Source organism: Elstera cyanobacteriorum (genome assembly GCF_002251735.1).
Lineage (GTDB): Bacteria > Pseudomonadota > Alphaproteobacteria > Elsterales > Elsteraceae > Elstera > Elstera cyanobacteriorum.
Map to the genome: position 1 here is coordinate 151,517 of NZ_NOXS01000030.1, position 17,209 is coordinate 168,725.

The following is a 17,209-nucleotide window of genomic DNA, read 5'->3' on the forward strand; positions in this document are numbered from 1 at the left end:
TGGCCTACGGCTGCGGCTGCCCGCGCTGGGCCAAGAAAGCCGCCAGCCGCAGGCTGATGGAATTGGCGAGATCCTGCACGGCCCGTTCCCGCGCTTCATTCTGCGCCAGCAAGGTGCCGTAGCCGCCTTCGAGATTGATATAGCCGATTTCCGAGCGCACGGGTTCCGACAGGACCGGCTTACCCGACTGCAGGTCGGTCAAGCGCATACCACCGTTCAAGACAAGCCGCGAATAGCTGGAGGTGGCATCGCTGCGCTTGGCAACTTCCAAAATCCCCTCGTTCAGCGTCACATCCAAGGCGTAGCGGGCGGCGGCGGCGCCCTGCGGCTGCAACCGATCCATCAGCAGCCCGCGCAGGATTTGCCCCGACCGGTCGGCAATCGGGTTGATGCGGACCTGCTGCAAACTCTCAGGCGCCACCTGCCCCGGTCCGCGCCCGTGCAGCGGCTGGAAGCCGCAGCCCGTGAGACCGAGGGCCAGCGCCGCCAAAACGGCGGCGCGCCAGGCGGCTATTGGCTTAGCCGACCACATTGATCAAACGGTTCGGCACGAGGATGATCTTCTTCGGCGCCCGCCCTTCCAGCACGCGCTGCACCGCAGGATCGGCCAGCGCCGCCGCTTCGGCATCGGCTTGGCTGATGTCGCGCGGCAACTCCAGCGTCGCGCGCAGCTTGCCGTTGACCTGCACGGCCATCGTCACGCTGGCATCGACCGTCAGCGCCGGATCGAAGCTCGGCCACGGTTGGTTGACCAACATACCGTCGGCGCTATGACCGAGTTCCGCCCAGATTTCTTCCGTCACATGCGGCATCATCGGGGCGATCAGGCGCACGACGGTGACCAAAGCGAAGCGGCGAACCCAGGCCGAAGCCGCATCGCTGCCGGTCAGATCTTCCGCCGCATTGGTCAGTTCGCGGATCAGCGCGACCGACTTATTGAAGTGGAAGTTTTCCAGCCCATCGGTCACGTCGCGGATGGTCTTATGGGTCAGGCGCAACAGCTTATCCGCCGCACCGGAAATCCCCTCCGGCTGCGGGGCGCCATAGGCGGCCAGCGGCTTATCGGCGGCGGGTTCAGTCGTTAGGCGCCACAGGCGGTTTACGTAGCGCCACGCCCCGTCGATGCCCGCCGTCGTCCATTCGAAATCGCGCTCCGGCGGCGAATCCGACAGCACGAACAGGCGCGCGGCATCGGCACCATAAGCGGCGATGATTTCGTCCGGGTCGATGACGTTCTTTTTCGACTTAGACATTTTTTCGACGCGGCCCGGCGTCGCCGCCTTGCCGGTCGAAAGTTCGAGGAACGCGCCGGTCTCGTCCTGCTGCACATCGGTCGGGAACAGCCATTGCCCATCCGCCGACTTATAGGTCTGGTGACAGACCATGCCCTGCGTGAACAGGCCTTCGAACGGCTCTTTCATATCCACATAGCCGCACTGCTTCAGCGCGCGGGTAAAGAAGCGCGAATAGAGCAAATGCAGGACGGCATGCTCGACGCCGCCGATATACTGATCGACCGGCAGCCAGTAATCGACCGCTTCTTTATCGAACGCCTGCTCCGACCGGGGGGAGGCGAAACGCAGGAAATACCAAGAGCTTTCGAAGAACGTATCCAGCGTATCGGTTTCCCGGGTCGCCGCGCCGCCGCAGCTTGGGCAGTTCACATGCTTCCACGTCGGGTGGCGATCCAGCGGATTACCCGGCGCGTCGAAGGTCACATCTTCGGGTAGCGTCACCGGCAGTTGATCGTCCGGCACCGCGACCGGGCCGCAGGTGGGGCAGTGGATGACCGGGATCGGGCAGCCCCAGTAGCGCTGGCGGCTAACGCCCCAATCGCGCAGGCGGAACTGCGTCTTGACCGTGCCGATGCCCAGCTTTTCGATATGGTCGCACGCGGCTTTCTTGGCCTCGGCCACCGTCAACCCATCGAGGAAGCCGGAGTTGATGAGAATGCCATCGTCCGAGAACGGGGCCTTACCGACCGTATAGCTGGCGTCGGCATCGCGCGGGCGCACCACCGTCACAATCGGCAGATCATATTTCGTGGCGAAATCGAAATCGCGCTGGTCATGGGCCGGGCAGCCGAACAGCGCGCCGGTGCCATAGTCCATCAGCACGAAATTCGCCAAATAGACCGGCAGCTCCTGACCGGGCACGAAGGGGTTCTGTACGAACAACCCGGTGCGATAGCCCAGCTTTTCTGCCTGCTCGATCACCGCTTCCGACGTGCCCATGCGGTTGCATTCGGCGATGAACTCGGCGGCGGCGGTATCGGTCTTTGCGAGGTCCAGCGCCAGCGGATGATTGGCGGCGATGGCAAGGAAGGAGGCGCCGAACAGCGTATCCGGGCGGGTGGTATAGACTTCCACCGCGTCAAAGCCCGGACGGCGGCTCGCCTCGGTCAGCGCAAAGTTAAGCTGCGCGCCTTGGCTTTTGCCGATCCAGTTTTCCTGCATGATGCGCACGCGGTCCGGCCAGCGGTCCAGCGTTGCAATCGCCGCCAACAGGTCATCGGCATATTCGGTGATCTTCAGGAACCATTGATTGAGTTCCCGCCGCTCCACCGGCGCGCCGGAGCGCCAGCCCTTACCGTCCACCACCTGCTCGTTGGCCAGCACGGTGTTTTCCACCGGGTCCCAATTCACATAGCTTTTCTTGCGGTAAGCGAGGCCGTTTTTCCAGAAATCCAAGAACATCTTCTGTTCGTGGCGGAAATACTGCGGATGACAGGTGGCAACTTCCCGCCCCCAATCGAACGACACGCCAAGCTGCCCGAACTGGGCGCGCATGCTGTCGATATTGGCGTAGGTCCATTCCGCCGGGTGGCGGTTGTTCTGCATCGCAGCGTTTTCCGCCGGTAGGCCGAAAGCGTCCCAACCCATCGGATGCAGCACATTATAGCCGCGCGCGCGCTTATAGCGGGCGGTCAGATCCCCCATCGCATAGTTCCGCACATGGCCCATATGGAGGCGCCCCGACGGGTAAGGGAACATCTCCAGCACATAATACTTCGGCTTGGCAGGGTCGATCTTAGCGTCGAACACCTTGGCGTCGGCCCAGGCGGCCTGCCATTTCGCTTCGGTTTCTTTAATCGCGTAACGGGCCATTTTGACTTTTCAGCAGACTATTTGCGGTTCTGGGCGGCGATGCGCATCTGGCGGGCGCGGGTCAGGATCGCGTCCTCAAGATCGGTGCCGGTGCGCGGATCGACGGCGGCATCCTGCCAATTGGCGCCATTCTGCACCTGACGGAACACGGCAGCGCGGACCCCATCGGCACGCAGGTCGCGGTCGAGGACGTAGAGCGTAACCTTCACCCGTTCGTTCGGGTTTTGCGGCGGGCTGTACCAATCGGTGATGATGACGCCGCCAAAAGGATCGGCGGAGGCCAGCGGCATGAACGACAAGGCATCCAGCGAAGCGCGCCACAGATAGGTATTTACCCCAATGCCCGTGCCGCCTTCGGCCCCCCGCGGCAGCGTCCGGGCACCAAAGAGGACGATCCCATCCTCGCCGGTCACCTTGCCGAAGCGCTCGGCATCGCGCTCATCCTCGGTCTTGGGATAATTTTGTTCGCCCTTGGGCAGGCCCCCGCAGGCCGTCAACACGCTGCCCAGCAGCAGTATACCAATCAGGGAAACGGCACGCATGACCGGTTCAATCCTTTGTTCGAACGATCCCAATGACCCGGACCACAGCGCGCGGACAGGCCCCCGCGCGGGCATGCTTTGCCCGGCAGTGTGCGGGACGCTAGGGCATGCGCCGCGCCGTTGCAAGCGCGCAAAGGGAAAAACGGCTATCCCCCGCGCGCGCCGTAGCCGTCGCCGGTCGCTTCGATGACCAAGGGCAACCCCAGCGCTTCGATTTTCCGCCGCAACCGATAGACATGGGTTTCCACCGTGCGGGTCGGCGTGTCGCTGTGGTACCCCCAGATTTCGGCCAGCAGAGCGGCCCGAGGGACCGGCGCGGACGCCGTCAACAAATGGCGCAACAGTGCCGCTTCCTTCTCCGTCAACCGCACTTCGCCGCCGGGACCGCTCAGCAGCCGCCGGGTCAGGTGCAGGCCGCCCCCCGCAATCGGCAGGCTGTCCTGTATTGGTGCCGCCTCAAGGACGCGGAGAAGCGCGGCGCGCAAGAGGGCCGGATGCAGGGGCTTTTCCAAAACCTCCCACCCCGGCGGCCAGGGGCGAGTATCACCCTTCGTCACCATCGCGACCGTCGGCAGCGCCGCCGCCCAGTCCGGCCATAGTTCACCGGGCCGGAGCGAGAGAATGAGCGCCCCGGCGGGCGGCGCCGCGTTGGGCAGAGCCTCCACCATCTCGATCGCCACCGCCGTCACCCCTTCCACCGCCGCCGCCAGGATCGGGCGCACGAGGGGGTCAGGTTCGACGATCCAGAGCGGCGCGCCCCCCATTTACCCCCGCCGCCCGAAAATGGCCGTCCCGACGCGCACATGGGTAGCCCCAAAGCGCACTGCCGTTGGGTAGTCGCCGCTCATGCCCATCGACAGGGTCGTTAGCCCAGCCTTCAGCGCTAATTCCCGCAGGAACGCGAAATGTAGCGCTGGTTCCTCATCGACGGGCGGGATGCACATCAGGCCCGTCACCGGCAGATGATGGACCGTGCGGGCACGCTCGATGAAGGCGAGCGCTTCGCGCGGGGGGATGCCCGCCTTCTGCTCTTCCTCGCCGGTATTCACTTGGATAAGGCAGGCGGGCCGCCGCCCGGCCTTGGCAATTTCCTTGGCCAGGGCGTCAGCCAGACTCTCACGATCCACCGTTTCGATCACATCGAACAGCGCCACCGCCTGTTTGACCTTATTGGTCTGCAACGGGCCGATGAGATGCAGTTCTAAGTCGGGGTGGGCTGCCTTGAGGTCGGGGAATTTTTCCTGCGCTTCCTGCACCCGATTTTCGCCAAACACCCGCTGACCGGCGGCGATAGCCTCGGCGACCGCATCGGCACCGTGGGTTTTGGAGACCGCGACCAAGGTAACCCCGGCCGCCTCTCGCCCCGCCGCCTCCGCCGCCCCGGCGATCTGCTGCCGCACCTCGGCCAACGCCTCGGCAATTCCGCTCATTCCTGTCTCTCCTTCTCCGCCTCGGCAGATTCGGCCTAGCGCCCCTGCGCACCCGGCATATTTGTCACGGCGGGCTTATCCCGTCCCGTCTTACGCGACTTTATAAGAAATCCGAACAAGAGTATGATCCGACACAGGTTACAAGTCTGTAAGACTTCTTTTGCTTGGGTGCAAACCCCGTATCGGTCAGGCGGCCTGAAATTTGCTTGCCCCTGAGACAACGGGATGGAATCCTGGGCAGAAATATCGGTGGTATCGGGTCGGCATCAAGGGGGCGGTTACATGACACTCAAACTGGTTGTCGATTCGTCCTCGGACAGACCTTTTTCCGACGCCCGCTGGGTGCAAACCGATGACAGCGATACCGTTGCCAGTGTCGAAGACGTCAAGGATAAAGCCCTTGCCGAGGGTAAAACCACCGACGACGGGCTGACCTTCGCCGATCTGCTGGATACGATCAACCCGCTGCAGCATTTGCCGATCATCGCCCCGCTCTACCGCGAAATCACGGGCGACACCATTTCCCCCGCCGCTCGCATCATCGGCGGTGGTCTATTCGGCGGCCCGCTTGGGCTGGTGGCGAGCATGGTCGACGCTGCTATCGAAGACGGTACTGGGCGTGATATCGGCGGTAACCTTGTTGCGATGGTCAAGGGTGATCCCTTGGGCAAAGACGCAATGCAGAATATCGCGAAGGCCAAAACCGCTGAACCGAAGCGCCCCGAAGTCGCCGACGCCAGCCAAGCTGTTCCGCAGCCCGCAGCCGCGCCCATCGCGGCTGCAGAGATTGCGCAGGCCCCCGCGACCGCCCCTGCCGTGCCGAGTATCGCGTCCGGCGCCCCCGCGCTTCCCGCAGAAGGCGGCCGCATCGCCGTGACCGGCAAAGGCCCGATGACGGCCATTGGCGGCGCAGGTGCCGCCATGCCCGCCGGGGCGACCGGCTTTATCGGCGGCAAATCCAGCATTCCATCAGGGGGCATGATTACCCCCGCTGCCGCCATGATGGCAGTTCAGCCGCAGGGCCAAGCCCAACCGGGACAAGCGGCAGCACAGCCAGGCTTGCCGGGCCAACCGAGCGGCGGCGATCCGACGCAATCTTTCTCTGGCCTCGCCGGGGTTGCAGCCCTTCAAGCCCAGCGCTCCGCCCCGCAAACGCCGCCCGCCGCCCCGCCCATCAATCCTGCCGCCGTTGCGGCAACGACCGATGCCGACGCGCCGCTGGACAAAGGTTGGTTCAAACTGCCCGAACGCACGGGCCGCAGCACAACCCGCGCCCCCGTGACGCTGGAACGGCGCGAGGTTAATAACACCCTCGCCACCAAACCCAGCACCCCGAACCCCACTGCAGTCCAGGCCGCCGAAGCTGCCAACCGGCAGTTGCCGCCCGCCAGCGAGCAGGGCCAGGTGCTGGCCACCGGCAATCCCTCGATCTCCGACGCGATGGCCCGCGCGCTTAATAAGTATGATGCGCTGGTCAAAAGCCGGGCCGGGAAGCCCAGCCTGACGGTCGACGAAGCCTATTAATCCAGCGCTGCTCGATACCCCCGCGCCCACCCCGGCGCGGGGGTATTGCTTTTTGGGGAGTCCGGCGATTTCGTCTTGAAAACGTCATAGCGCCACCCATTGAATCCATGAACACTGTTATTATCTACTCGTAACAGCGTTAATCTCCGACCGCCCTTTGGACGGCCGGTCACAAGGATTTTCCCCATGCGATTGAAACTGTTCGGCACCCTCACCGGCGTTCTGCTCGTCAGCGGCAGCGCCTTGGCGCAACAGGTCACTACGAAGGCCCCCTTTACGGTCACCATCGGCGGTAGCGTCCGGTCCGATTTCGGCTTTATGCAGGACGATACTGCGAATGTTCAGGACCGCGAGGCGCGGATCGACTACCGACTGCACCTAAAGGCCGAAGCCAAGGCGGAAAACGGCCTCGTTTACGGGTTCGACGCCCGCCTACGCAATAATCAGAATAGTGCTGGGCAGAATAACCAGGACGTCCTAGGGGCTGATCGTAAATTCGTCTATCTCAAAGGGGATCGCTGGGGGCAAATCCAACTTGGCGATAATAGCGGCGTCGCTACTCAGCTCGAAACCGCCACGCCGAATGTTGGGATTGGTCAGGGCGATGTGGTTTCCTTCGCCAATTTTGGATCGTACAGCTTTTTCTACTTCGACCGCGATACGTTTGCCACGCGCGTTTCCTACATTACCCCGCGCGTTGCCGGGTTCCAAGCGGGCGTGACCTATACGCCGGAATATCGCGACACGGGCCGCAACAATCGGCGCGACAATAGCGATGTGACGGGCGGGAATTATAAGGACGAGTTGGAATTCGCCCTGACCACCCAGCAGAAGTTCGGCGCCTTTGGCTTGCAGGCCACCGCCGCCTATCTGACGGCGAAAGAAAAAGTGCAAACGGTCGGTGATTTCTCCGTCCTCAGCCTTGGCGCAGTTGCGAGCTATGACATCGCCCCCGGTCAGACCATCGCCTTCGGTGGCAATTACTTCGACAATGGCGAAACCAATAAGGCGCGCACGGTGCGCGGCACGGCGGAAACCACCGGCTGGAACGTCGGCCTATCCTATACCGTCGCCAATGCCTGGGCCGTCGCCGCGAATTACACCGAGAATGAGACGGATCAGCCGGTGGGGCGCGATCTGAAGGATCGCGTGATTGGGGTTGGCGGTGCCTATCAGCTCGCCCCCGGCCTGTCACTGCAGGCGGACGTTGCTTTCCTCGACATCGAAACCGCTAGCGGCCTGAAGACCGGGAAGACCAGCAACGAAGGCACGCAGTTCACCTTCCGCACGCGCGTGGACTTCTAAACCAAAAGGGGTAGAGCCACGCTCTACCCCATCCCCCACCCCGATCAGATTGGTTGCGGAATAGCCCGCCCTCGCCCTGCCGTCAGCGCCCGGAAGCGCCAAACCATCAGGAAAGCCACCACGGCAAGGCCGGTCGCCAGACCGATCCACACGCCGACCCCTTTCCAATGGGCAACGAACCCCAGCAGATAGCTCGTGGTCAGCCCGACGCCCCAGTAACCGAAGATCGCAAAAAACATCGGCACTTTGGTATCCGACAGGCCGCGCAGGCTGGCGACCCCGATGACCTGCATGCCGTCGAAGAGCTGGAACAGGGCCGCAATCGCCAGATAGGTCACGGCGAGATCGAGCACGGCGACATTGGCCGCCGCCTCGGCATCCAAAAACTGCCGCACGAAGGGATGTGGCATCAGCCACAGCACCAGCGCCATCGCCCCCATGAACACAAGGCCCATCGCCTGCGCCACCCACCCGGCTTGGGCGGCGGCCTCCGCATCGCCGCGACCGACGGCAGCGGCAATGCGCACCGTTGCGGCCTGCGAAATGCCCCAAGGCACCATGAAGGTGACAGAGGCGATCAGGATAGCGATCTGATGCGCCGCCAGCGGGTCGGTCCCCAGCCAGCCCATTAGCATCCCGGCGATAGCGAACAGGCCGACTTCCATGACCATCGTGACCGAAATCGGCAGGCCGAGCACCAGCATCTTGCGCCACAGCGCGGCATCGGGCCACCAACGCCCGCCCTGCGCCCAAACTGCGCGGAAGGGGGCTTTTGTGACGATATAGATCAGCATGGCCGCGACCATCAGCCAGCAACCCACTGCCGTCGCAATCCCGGCGCCGATCAGGCCGAAGGCGGGAATCGCACTGAGACCAATGACCTGACCGCCGAAGACCAACACGATATCAAGGCCCGCATTCAGCACGAAAGCACCGCTGGTAAAGCCCAAGGACAGGTTGGCCTTCTGGTAGGTCACGAATAGATTGCGGCACACCGTCATCAGCAACAGCGGCGGAATGGCCCAGCGCAGGGCTTGCAGATAATGCCCGGCCTCGCGCGCCAGATCCGGCGCCTGCCCGAGCCATAGCAGCAGCAGTTCGGACCAGCCGAGGATTGCGACGATCCCGAGACCGATGAGCAAATTCAGCACCAGCCCTTGCCGCAGCACCCGCGCCTGCCCCGCCGTATCGCCTTCCCCTTGGGCTTGGGCGAGCAGCGGCGCCGTGACCGTCGCCAGCCCCATGCCGAAGAACCAGAAGAAGACCCACAAGCCTTGGGCAAGGGCGGCGGCGGCCAGGGCTTCCTTGCCCAACCGCCCGATCACCAGCATATCGGTGAGGTTCATCCCCATTTGCAGCAGTTGCCCAAGCGCGACCGGCGCCGCCAGCAGCAGCATCGCCCGGCTTTCGGCCCGCCAAGCGGCAGGGATCAGGCGGTTTGTCATGATAAGCGTAACTCTTGTCCCAGGCGTCCGGCGAGATCCTGAATGAAGTGCCAAGCGGTGCGGCCGGAGCGGGCACCGCGCGTAATCGCCCATTCCAGCGCCTCGGCGCGCAGGGCTTCGGGGGGGTAGGTCAGCGCGAACCGCTCGGCATAGCCGGTGATCATCGCGAGATAGGTATCTTGGTCGCAGGCGTGGAACCCCAGCCAAAGCCCGAACCGATCCGATAACGAAACCTTTTCTTCGACGGCCTCCCCGGCGTGAATCGCCGTTGACCGCTCGTTCTCGATCATATCGCGCGACAGGATGTGGCGGCGGTTGGATGTGGCGTAGAGCAGTACATTCTCCGGTCGCCCCTCGATGCCGCCGTCCAGGATCGCTTTCAGCGATTTATAGGTCGTATCGCCCGCATCGAACGATAGATCGTCGCAGAACAGCAGACAGCGGCGCGACTGGCCGCGCAAGACCGACAAAAGCTGCGGCAGCGACGGAATATCTTCGCGGTGAATTTCGATCAACGCCAAGCGCTGCGCCGGGTCCACCGGGGCCTTGGCGTTGATTGCCGCATGCACGGCCTTCACCAGGCTGCTCTTGCCCATCCCGCGCACGCCCCACAGCAGGGCATTATTGGCGGGCAGGCCTTTTGCAAACCGTTCGGTATTCGAAACAAGCTGATCTTTCGAGCGGTCGATCCCGTGCAGCAGATCGATTTCTACCCGCGCCACCGTAGGCACCGGCTCCAACCACGCCCGGTCGGCGTGCCACACGAAGGCATCCGCCGCCGTCAGATCAAGCGCCGGGTTGGCGGGCGGGGCCAGCCGCTCCAGCGCGTCGGCGATGCGGGTCAAATGCGGCAGCAGGGTCGAAAAATCGGTCATCAGTCGTTTCCTCACGCGGCAGTGAAACCGTCTTAGCGGTGCTTGTCCAGAGAAAATATCCGAGGTCGGATATGTTTTGAGAGAAAGGAAATCGTCAGGGGGCCTCAGCCGCCAGGCAGTCCAGAAGCCCCTCCCGATGGGCAGGCGCGATGGACAATTGATCGCAGCAATGCGCGAAATAGGCGGGGTCATCGAGCTTCCGCAGAGCGGCATGATAGGCTTTTTTGACGTGATCGCCGTACGCATGGTCCGCCCGTTCCCATGCTTCCGGCGGGATCGGCCCCCAGGTTCCCACCATCATGGCGAGGTCGATCAGGTCGCGGCTCAAGGCGCCCGCATCCAGCCCACGGTCAGCATTGGCGAGAAGTTTGGAGGCATAGAGACTGACCCGATCAAGGGTTGCGACGCCTAGTGCGGGCTCCCAGCCCCCCTGCAAGGGAATGCGCGCCTCAAAAATAATCTCGAGCTTAATAACCGCCGCCCCGAACCGCACGCGCGTGCGAATGCCATATTGGTCTTTGCGCAAGCTCCCGACCTGCTCGATGGGGGGACGGACAAAAGGCGCGATATCATCAACGATTCGATTTCGTAATAATCGATACCCAGCAAGGTCCGCACAGAGAAAGTCGATATCCCAGGATTGGCGATACTCTCCCAACAGCAGGGTTATTGCCGTCCCGCCGCCAAAATAGCAGTTTGCTTCCGCGATCAGATCAGCATCGACCGCCCGAAGCACCGCGGCGATAGCTTGATGGTGCGGGCGTTCAAACATTCAGAACGCCGCCGCCATAAAGGTCTGCTAGCTGCTGGATCAGGCGACGCTCGGCGCCGTCAAGCGCCTCAGGTTCCACATGCCGCCAGTTCCGTTCATAAAGGGCAAGGGCTTCCGCACCGTCGAGCAACGCATCGGCGCGGCGGTTCCAGCAGATTTTGCGAAGCTGCGGATAATCTGCAAGGCGTACCTGCATCTTCCCCTCCCCCTGTTCACCCGCAACTATAGCGCGGGGACGGGAGGTGAACGCATGCTATTTCCCCAAAGCCCGCCAGCCGATGTCGCGGCGGCAGAAGCCGTCGGCCCAGTCGATGAGATCGACGGCCTGATAGGCGCGGGTCCGCGCTTCGATTAGATCGGTGCCCGTCGCCGTCACGGCCAGCACCCGCCCACCATTACCGACGATCCCGGCGTCGGTCTGTTTGGTTCCGGCGTGAAAGACGGTGACGCCCGGCACGCTGCCCGCCGCGTCGAACCCTTGAATCACCCCGCCCTTCTTGGGTTCCCCCGGATACCCTTGCCCGGCCAGAATAACGGTGAGGGAGGGGGCGGCGCCCCAAAGCAACGTTACGTCATCGAGATGACCGTTGCGCGAGGCCAACAGCGCCGGAAGCAGGTCGGAGGTCAGGCGCGGCAGAATCGTCTGGCATTCGGGATCGCCGAAGCGGACGTTATATTCGATCAAGCGCGGCCCTTTCGCCGTGATCATCAACCCGGCGAAGAGCACGCCCTTATAGGGGGTCTCGCGCGCCGCCATATGATCGAGCGTCGGCTGAATAATCGTCGCCATCACTTCGGCTTCCAGGGCCGGGGTGAAAATCGGCGCCGGGGAATAGGCGCCCATACCGCCGGTATTCGGCCCTTCGTCGCCATCGAACGCGCGCTTATGGTCCTGGGCGGCGGCCAACGGCACGGCATGGGTACCGTCGCAGAGCACGAAGAAGCTCACTTCCTCGCCCTCCATAAACTCTTCGATGACGAGTTCCGCGCCCGCCTTGCCGAATTTACCGTCTTCCATCGCCTCGGCAATCGCGGCTTCGGCCTCGGCCAGCGTCAACGCGACGGTAACGCCCTTCCCCGCCGCCAAACCATCGGTTTTCACGACAATCGGCGCGCCCTGTTCCCGCACATAGGCGCGCGCCGCCTCGGCATCGGTGAAGCGACGATAGGCGGCGGTCGGCACCCCGGCAGCAGCGACCACATCTTTCATAAAGCCCTTGGAGCCTTCAAGCGCTGCAGCGGCTTGGCTCGGGCCGAAAGCCGCGATCCCCGCCGCTTCCAGCGCATCGACCAGCCCCAGGGTCAAAGGCTCTTCCGGCCCGACGACAACGAAGTCGATGGCCGATTGTTTTGCAAAAGCAACGATAGCAGGAACATCCGTGGCCGAAACCGGCACAAGATCAGCCACCTGGCCGATGCCGGGGTTGCCGGGGGCGCAGTAGAGCTTGGTCAAACGCGGGGAAGCCGCCAGTTTCCAACACAGGGCATGCTCGCGCCCGCCACCGCCGACAACCAGAATCTTCACCGGCTTTCCCCTTTTGCTATCTTTATATCAGTTCCGCAATGAAGCGGGTGCGCGCATCCACCAGAAAGGGCAGCGCTTCGGTGAGGGCGAGGTCGGTTTGCCCGCGCTCGTCCGTCATCGCCAGCACCGGCACCATCGTTGCCGTCGCCCGCTCCAGCGCCGTGAGGGCATTGAGGGTGCGCAGGTAATAGCCAAGATAGAGCGCCGCAAACACATCGCCCGCCCCATCGAAGCGGCGGGCCAGGCGCGGCTGGCGGACGCTCCAGGTGCCCTCCTCGCAGAACAGCAGCGTATCGATACTATCGTCCGGTACATCGGCGCCATCGTAGGAGGTGACGCAGACGATGCGCGGCCCGGTCGCCGCCATCCGGTCGCGCAAAGCCGCCACCGCCTCTTTGGTCTCACGCAAGCTACTGGGCTGGGCGCCGGTCAGAACCCCCAATTCGAAACGGTTCGGGGTAACGATATCAGCAAGCGGCACCAGCATATCGCGGAAGACGGCGGGCAGTTCTGGGCGCACATAGAGGCCCTCCCCCTGCGCTAAATCGGCATCGCCCATCACGGGATCGCAGACATAAAAACAGGCGCCGTTTTGGCTGCGGATAGCGCCGACGGCCGCCGCCACGGTTGCGCCCATCCCGGGATCGCCGAGATAGCCCGATAAAACCGCCTCGCAGCGCGCAAACAAGCCCTGCGCCCCCAAACCTTCGACCAGCGCCGCCGCTTCGGCGGGCGGCACGCCCCGCCCCTTGAACTGGCCGCGCCCGGGATGGTTGGACAGAACGACCGTATTGACGGCCCAGACTTCCTGTCCCAGCGCCTGCAACGGCAGAACCGCCGCGCTATTGCCGACATGACCTTGGACGACCGACGACTGAAGCGAGAGAACGGGCATGGCGCGGCCCTGACAGGGATGAAAACGAGCGATATTGCAAGCGCTTATAGGGCACCCCCCGCCCGACGCCAAGAAAAAGCCGTGGGTTCTGATGCCCGAAAACCGCATAGCAGCAGCTTTTCTGCGGCATTCTTGCTACATCGTGACGCATCATGAGCGGAAAACCCAGGCCCGCCGCTGCGTTGACTTGCCCGGGGCATCGGTCTAGGTATTGTCCGCATTTCAATCAGCCGCGCAACGCTCCCGCACAAAAAGGAGCGAGCGGGGCGGACGATGCGATCGCTCAGGCCACGCCCGGCCCGCCCGGTCGCAGTCCTTGGGAAGGGGATCAGACTATGGATGCTAAACGGCCCCTGTCGCCGCACCTGCAAATCTATCGCCTGCCACTCACCGCCATCATGTCGATTTCGCACCGCGCGACCGGGGTTGCCCTGTCGGTCGGCACGCTGCTGCTGCTCTATTGGCTGGTGTCGGCCGCCTTGGGGCCGACGGCGTTTGCGACGGCACAATCGGTGATCGGGTCCTGGTTCGGACGGCTGCTGCTGTTCGGCTGGTCGGTGGCCTTGTTCTATCACCTCAGCAACGGTCTTCGGCATCTGCTTTGGGATGCGGGCTATGGCTTCACCTTGCCCGAGGTGGACCGCGCCAATATCGCCGTTCTCGGCGCCACGGCCGTTTTGACGCTCGCGACCTGGATCGCGGGCCTCGTGCTTTAAAGGGGTAAGGCCATGAACGCTTCGAACGGAATGCGGACGATGCTGGGCCGCGTGCGCGGCCTCGGCTCGGCAAAAAGCGGGTTCGCCCATTGGTGGGCGCAGCGGATGACGGCGCTGGCGCTGGTCCCCCTGCTGATCTGGTTTGTTATCAGCATTATCGGCCTAATTGGTGCCGATCATGCCGCTTTCGTCGCCTGGGCTGGTCATCCGGTCAGCGGCGCGCTGCTGATCGCGCTCGTGATTGCGGTCTTCTACCACGCCGAACTCGGCTTGACCGTGGTGATTGAAGACTATGTTCACGAGGAAGTGGCCAAGATCCTGGCGCTGGTCGTCGTGCGGGGCCTTGCGGTCCTCGGCGGGTTGATCGGCGTCGTATCGGTGCTGAAGCTGATGGTGGGGAAATAATATGTCCCAGAGCTATAAGATCGTCGATCACACTTACGATGTCGTCGTGGTCGGCGCCGGCGGTGCGGGCTTGCGCGCCACGCTCGGCATGACGGCGGCGGGTCTCAAGACCGCCTGCGTGACGAAAGTTTTCCCGACCCGCTCCCACACGGTGGCAGCGCAGGGCGGGATTGGTGCCTCGCTCGCCAATATGGGTGACGATAACTGGCGCTACCATATGTACGATACCGTCAAAGGGTCGGACTGGCTGGGCGACCAAGACGCGATTGAATACCTGTGCCGCAATGCAGTTCCGGCGGTGTACGAGCTTGAGCATTTCGGCGTGCCCTTCAGCCGCACCGAAGACGGTAAGATCTACCAGCGCCCCTTCGGCGGCCATACGCAGCGCTACGGCGAAGCGATGGCAAAGCGCGCCTGCGCGGCGGCCGACCGTACCGGCCATGCCATCTTGCACACGCTCTATCAGCAGTGCCTGAAGCATAAGGCGGAATTCTTTGTCGAGTATTTCGCGCTCGACCTAATCATGGATGACGATGGCGCCTGCCGGGGCGTCATGGCGCTGTGCATGGAAGACGGGGTGATCCACCGCTTCCGCGCGCATATGGTCGTGCTGGCGACGGGCGGCTATGGCCGCGCCTACTTCTCCTGCACCTCCGCCCATACCTGCACGGGCGACGGCAATGCGATGGTTCTGCGCGCTGGTCTGCCGCTACAAGACATGGAATTCGTGCAGTTCCACCCGACGGGTATCTACGGGTCGGGTTGCTTGATCACCGAAGGTGCGCGCGGCGAAGGTGGGTATCTCACCAATTCCGCAGGCGAACGCTTTATGGAGCGCTACGCCCCCTCGGCCAAGGATCTCGCCAGCCGCGACGTGGTGAGCCGCGCCATGACGGTTGAAATCAACGAAGGTCGCGGCGTCGGCGCCGGTAAGGACCACATCATGCTCCATCTGGAGCATCTGTCGCCGGAAACCCTGCACGAACGCCTGCCGGGCATCTCCGAAACCGCGAAGATTTTCGCGGGCGTCGATGTGACCAAGGAACCGATCCCGGTTCTGCCGACCGTCCATTACAATATGGGCGGTATTCCGACCAACTATATGGCCGAAGTCATCCGCCCGTCGGACGCCAACCCGGATGCGGTTGTGCCCGGCCTGATGGCCATTGGCGAAGCCGCCTGCGTGTCGGTCCACGGCGCCAACCGCCTCGGTACCAACTCGCTGATCGACCTCGTGGTGTTCGGTCGGGCCGCCGCCCACCGCGCCGCCGAAGTGGTGAAGCCGGGCGCGCCGCATAAGCCGCTGCCGGCGAATGCGGGCGACAATGCCCTGGCGCGTCTTGACCGGATCCGCAACGCCAAGGGCAGCAGCTCGACGGCGACCCTGCGCGATCAGTTGCAGCGCACGATGCAGAAGCATGCGGCGGTGTTCCGCAATTCGGCCCTGCTGGCCGAAGGCGTGGTCAAGGTCAATGGCATCGCCAAGGCCCTCGATGATCTCGGCATTACCGACCGCTCGCTGATCTGGAACAGCGATCTGATCGAAGCCCTGGAACTCGATAATCTGGTCGGTCAGGCGCAGGCGACGATGGTGTCGGGCGAAGCCCGTAAAGAAAGCCGCGGCGCCCATGCCCATGACGACTTCCCCGACCGCGACGATGTGACCTGGATGAAGCATTCCGTCGCCTGGGTGGACGAGAATGCCAATGTCTCGCTCACCTACCGTCCGGTCCATATGTACACTTTGACCGACGAGGCCGAAGTGTTCCCGCCCAAAGCGCGCGTTTACTAAGGGGATCGTCACATGGCCAAATTCTCGCTTCCCGCCCATTCGACGATCACCGAGGGCAAGACCTTCCCGGCGCCGGGGGCAACGCGCGTTAAGCGCTTCCGCCTCTATCGCTTCGACCCGGAAACCGGTCAGAACCCGCGCGTCGATACCTATGAAGTCGATCTTGATAAATGCGGCCCGATGGTTCTGGACGCGCTGATCAAGATTAAGAACGAGATTGATCCGACCGTTACCTTCCGCCGCTCCTGCCGCGAAGGGATTTGCGGTTCGTGCGCGATGAATATCGACGGCACCAACACGCTGGCGTGCTTGAAGCCGATCGATGATATCGCCGGCGACGCCAAGGTCTATCCGCTGCCGCACATGCCGGTGGTGAAGGATCTCGTCCCCGATCTATCGGTACCGTATGCGCAATATGCGTCTATCGAACCCTGGCTGAAGTCCGAAACCCTGCCGCCGCCCGACAAGGAACGGAAGCAGTCGGTCGAAGAACGCGCCAAGCTGGACGGTCTGTGGGAATGCATTCTGTGCTTCTGCTGCTCCACCTCCTGCCCAAGCTACTGGTGGAACGGCGACCGCTATCTTGGCCCGGCGATTCTGCTGCAAGCCTATCGTTGGCTGGCCGATAGCCGCGACGAGCATAAGGGCGAACGGCTCGATAACCTCGAAGACCCGTTCCGCCTCTATCGTTGCCACACGATCATGAACTGCACCCGGACCTGCCCGAAGGGGCTTAACCCGGCCAAGGCCATCGGCGAGATCAAGAAAATGATCGTGGCCCGCAACTAAGCAGGCCTGTTCATCGTAGAGGATAAAAGCCCTGGTCGCCTGGCGGTCGGGGCTTTTTCATGTAAGACGGATTAAGGATTTTGTAAG

The 17,209-nt window shown here is 63.2% G+C and carries 17 protein-coding genes; 6 read left to right on the forward strand and 11 right to left on the reverse strand.

What is annotated here, in order from left to right:
* Window positions 1-4: 4 nt before the first annotated feature.
* From lptE to CHR90_RS06680, 5 genes are all read right to left on the reverse strand, one after another.
* Window positions 5-532, reverse strand: coding sequence for an LPS assembly lipoprotein LptE (lptE, locus tag CHR90_RS06660; RefSeq protein ID WP_094408214.1), 528 nt, complete (start codon window positions 530-532; stop codon window positions 5-7).
* Window positions 519-3,107 (reverse strand): leucine--tRNA ligase, encoded by a 2,589-nt coding sequence (gene leuS, locus CHR90_RS06665; protein ID WP_094408215.1) that lies wholly within the window; start codon window positions 3,105-3,107, stop codon window positions 519-521. Before leuS ends, lptE begins: the two co-directional genes overlap by 14 nt.
* Before the next feature lie 17 nt (window positions 3,108-3,124).
* Window positions 3,125-3,649, reverse strand: coding sequence for a DUF3576 domain-containing protein (locus CHR90_RS06670; protein ID WP_094408216.1), 525 nt, complete (start codon window positions 3,647-3,649; stop codon window positions 3,125-3,127).
* 146 nt (window positions 3,650-3,795) lie between these two features.
* Window positions 3,796-4,413: a winged helix-turn-helix domain-containing protein gene (locus tag CHR90_RS06675; RefSeq protein WP_094408217.1), complete on the reverse strand. Its 618-nt coding sequence runs from the start codon at window positions 4,411-4,413 to the stop codon at window positions 3,796-3,798.
* On the reverse strand, window positions 4,414-5,079 hold the full coding sequence (locus CHR90_RS06680; protein ID WP_094408218.1) for a YggS family pyridoxal phosphate-dependent enzyme: 666 nt from the start codon (window positions 5,077-5,079) through the stop codon (window positions 4,414-4,416). It lies immediately after the preceding gene.
* Between the two features lie 282 nt (window positions 5,080-5,361).
* Here CHR90_RS06680 and CHR90_RS19410 point away from each other — a divergent pair, with 282 nt between their 5' ends.
* Window positions 5,362-6,603 carry a hypothetical protein gene (locus CHR90_RS19410; RefSeq protein ID WP_170941319.1) on the forward strand — a complete coding sequence of 414 codons (1,242 nt, stop codon included), beginning with the start codon at window positions 5,362-5,364 and terminating at the stop codon, window positions 6,601-6,603.
* A gap of 186 nt (window positions 6,604-6,789) precedes the next feature.
* Window positions 6,790-7,908: a porin gene (locus CHR90_RS06690; RefSeq protein WP_094408220.1), complete on the forward strand. Its 1,119-nt coding sequence runs from the start codon at window positions 6,790-6,792 to the stop codon at window positions 7,906-7,908.
* A gap of 44 nt (window positions 7,909-7,952) precedes the next feature.
* Here the strand turns inward: CHR90_RS06690 and CHR90_RS06695 are convergent, their stop codons facing one another.
* The 6 genes from CHR90_RS06695 to pdxY form a co-directional block, all read right to left on the reverse strand.
* A complete protein-coding gene (locus tag CHR90_RS06695) occupies window positions 7,953-9,353 on the reverse strand; it encodes an MATE family efflux transporter (protein WP_170941320.1) in 1,401 nt (466 codons plus the stop codon).
* A complete protein-coding gene (locus CHR90_RS06700; RefSeq protein ID WP_094408222.1) occupies window positions 9,350-10,228 on the reverse strand; it encodes an ATP-binding protein in 879 nt (292 codons plus the stop codon). The genes CHR90_RS06695 and CHR90_RS06700 overlap by 4 nt, the downstream gene beginning before the upstream one ends.
* A gap of 94 nt (window positions 10,229-10,322) precedes the next feature.
* Window positions 10,323-11,000 (reverse strand): nucleotidyl transferase AbiEii/AbiGii toxin family protein, encoded by a 678-nt coding sequence (locus tag CHR90_RS06705; protein WP_094408223.1) that lies wholly within the window; start codon window positions 10,998-11,000, stop codon window positions 10,323-10,325.
* Complete coding sequence (locus tag CHR90_RS06710) at window positions 10,993-11,196, reverse strand: hypothetical protein (RefSeq protein WP_094408224.1); 204 nt, start codon at window positions 11,194-11,196, stop codon at window positions 10,993-10,995. The genes CHR90_RS06705 and CHR90_RS06710 overlap by 8 nt, the downstream gene beginning before the upstream one ends.
* A gap of 57 nt (window positions 11,197-11,253) precedes the next feature.
* Window positions 11,254-12,525, reverse strand: coding sequence for a phosphoribosylamine--glycine ligase (gene purD / locus CHR90_RS06715; protein ID WP_094408225.1), 1,272 nt, complete (start codon window positions 12,523-12,525; stop codon window positions 11,254-11,256).
* 22 nt (window positions 12,526-12,547) lie between these two features.
* Window positions 12,548-13,420, reverse strand: coding sequence for a pyridoxal kinase (pdxY, locus tag CHR90_RS06720; RefSeq protein ID WP_170941321.1), 873 nt, complete (start codon window positions 13,418-13,420; stop codon window positions 12,548-12,550).
* A gap of 335 nt (window positions 13,421-13,755) precedes the next feature.
* On the opposite strand from pdxY, the gene sdhC reads away from it, so the two are divergent.
* From sdhC to CHR90_RS06740, 4 genes are read left to right on the forward strand one after another with little or no spacing between them, the layout of a single operon-like run.
* Window positions 13,756-14,136 (forward strand): succinate dehydrogenase, cytochrome b556 subunit, encoded by a 381-nt coding sequence (gene sdhC / locus CHR90_RS06725; RefSeq protein WP_094408227.1) that lies wholly within the window; start codon window positions 13,756-13,758, stop codon window positions 14,134-14,136.
* A 12-nt stretch (window positions 14,137-14,148) separates the two neighbouring features.
* A complete protein-coding gene (sdhD, locus tag CHR90_RS06730) occupies window positions 14,149-14,541 on the forward strand; it encodes a succinate dehydrogenase, hydrophobic membrane anchor protein (protein ID WP_094408228.1) in 393 nt (130 codons plus the stop codon).
* Window position 14,542: 1 nt separating this feature from the next.
* Window positions 14,543-16,333 (forward strand): succinate dehydrogenase flavoprotein subunit, encoded by a 1,791-nt coding sequence (gene sdhA, locus CHR90_RS06735; RefSeq protein WP_094408229.1) that lies wholly within the window; start codon window positions 14,543-14,545, stop codon window positions 16,331-16,333.
* Between the two features lie 12 nt (window positions 16,334-16,345).
* Window positions 16,346-17,122 carry a succinate dehydrogenase iron-sulfur subunit gene (locus tag CHR90_RS06740; protein ID WP_094408230.1) on the forward strand — a complete coding sequence of 259 codons (777 nt, stop codon included), beginning with the start codon at window positions 16,346-16,348 and terminating at the stop codon, window positions 17,120-17,122.
* Window positions 17,123-17,209 lie beyond the last annotated feature (87 nt).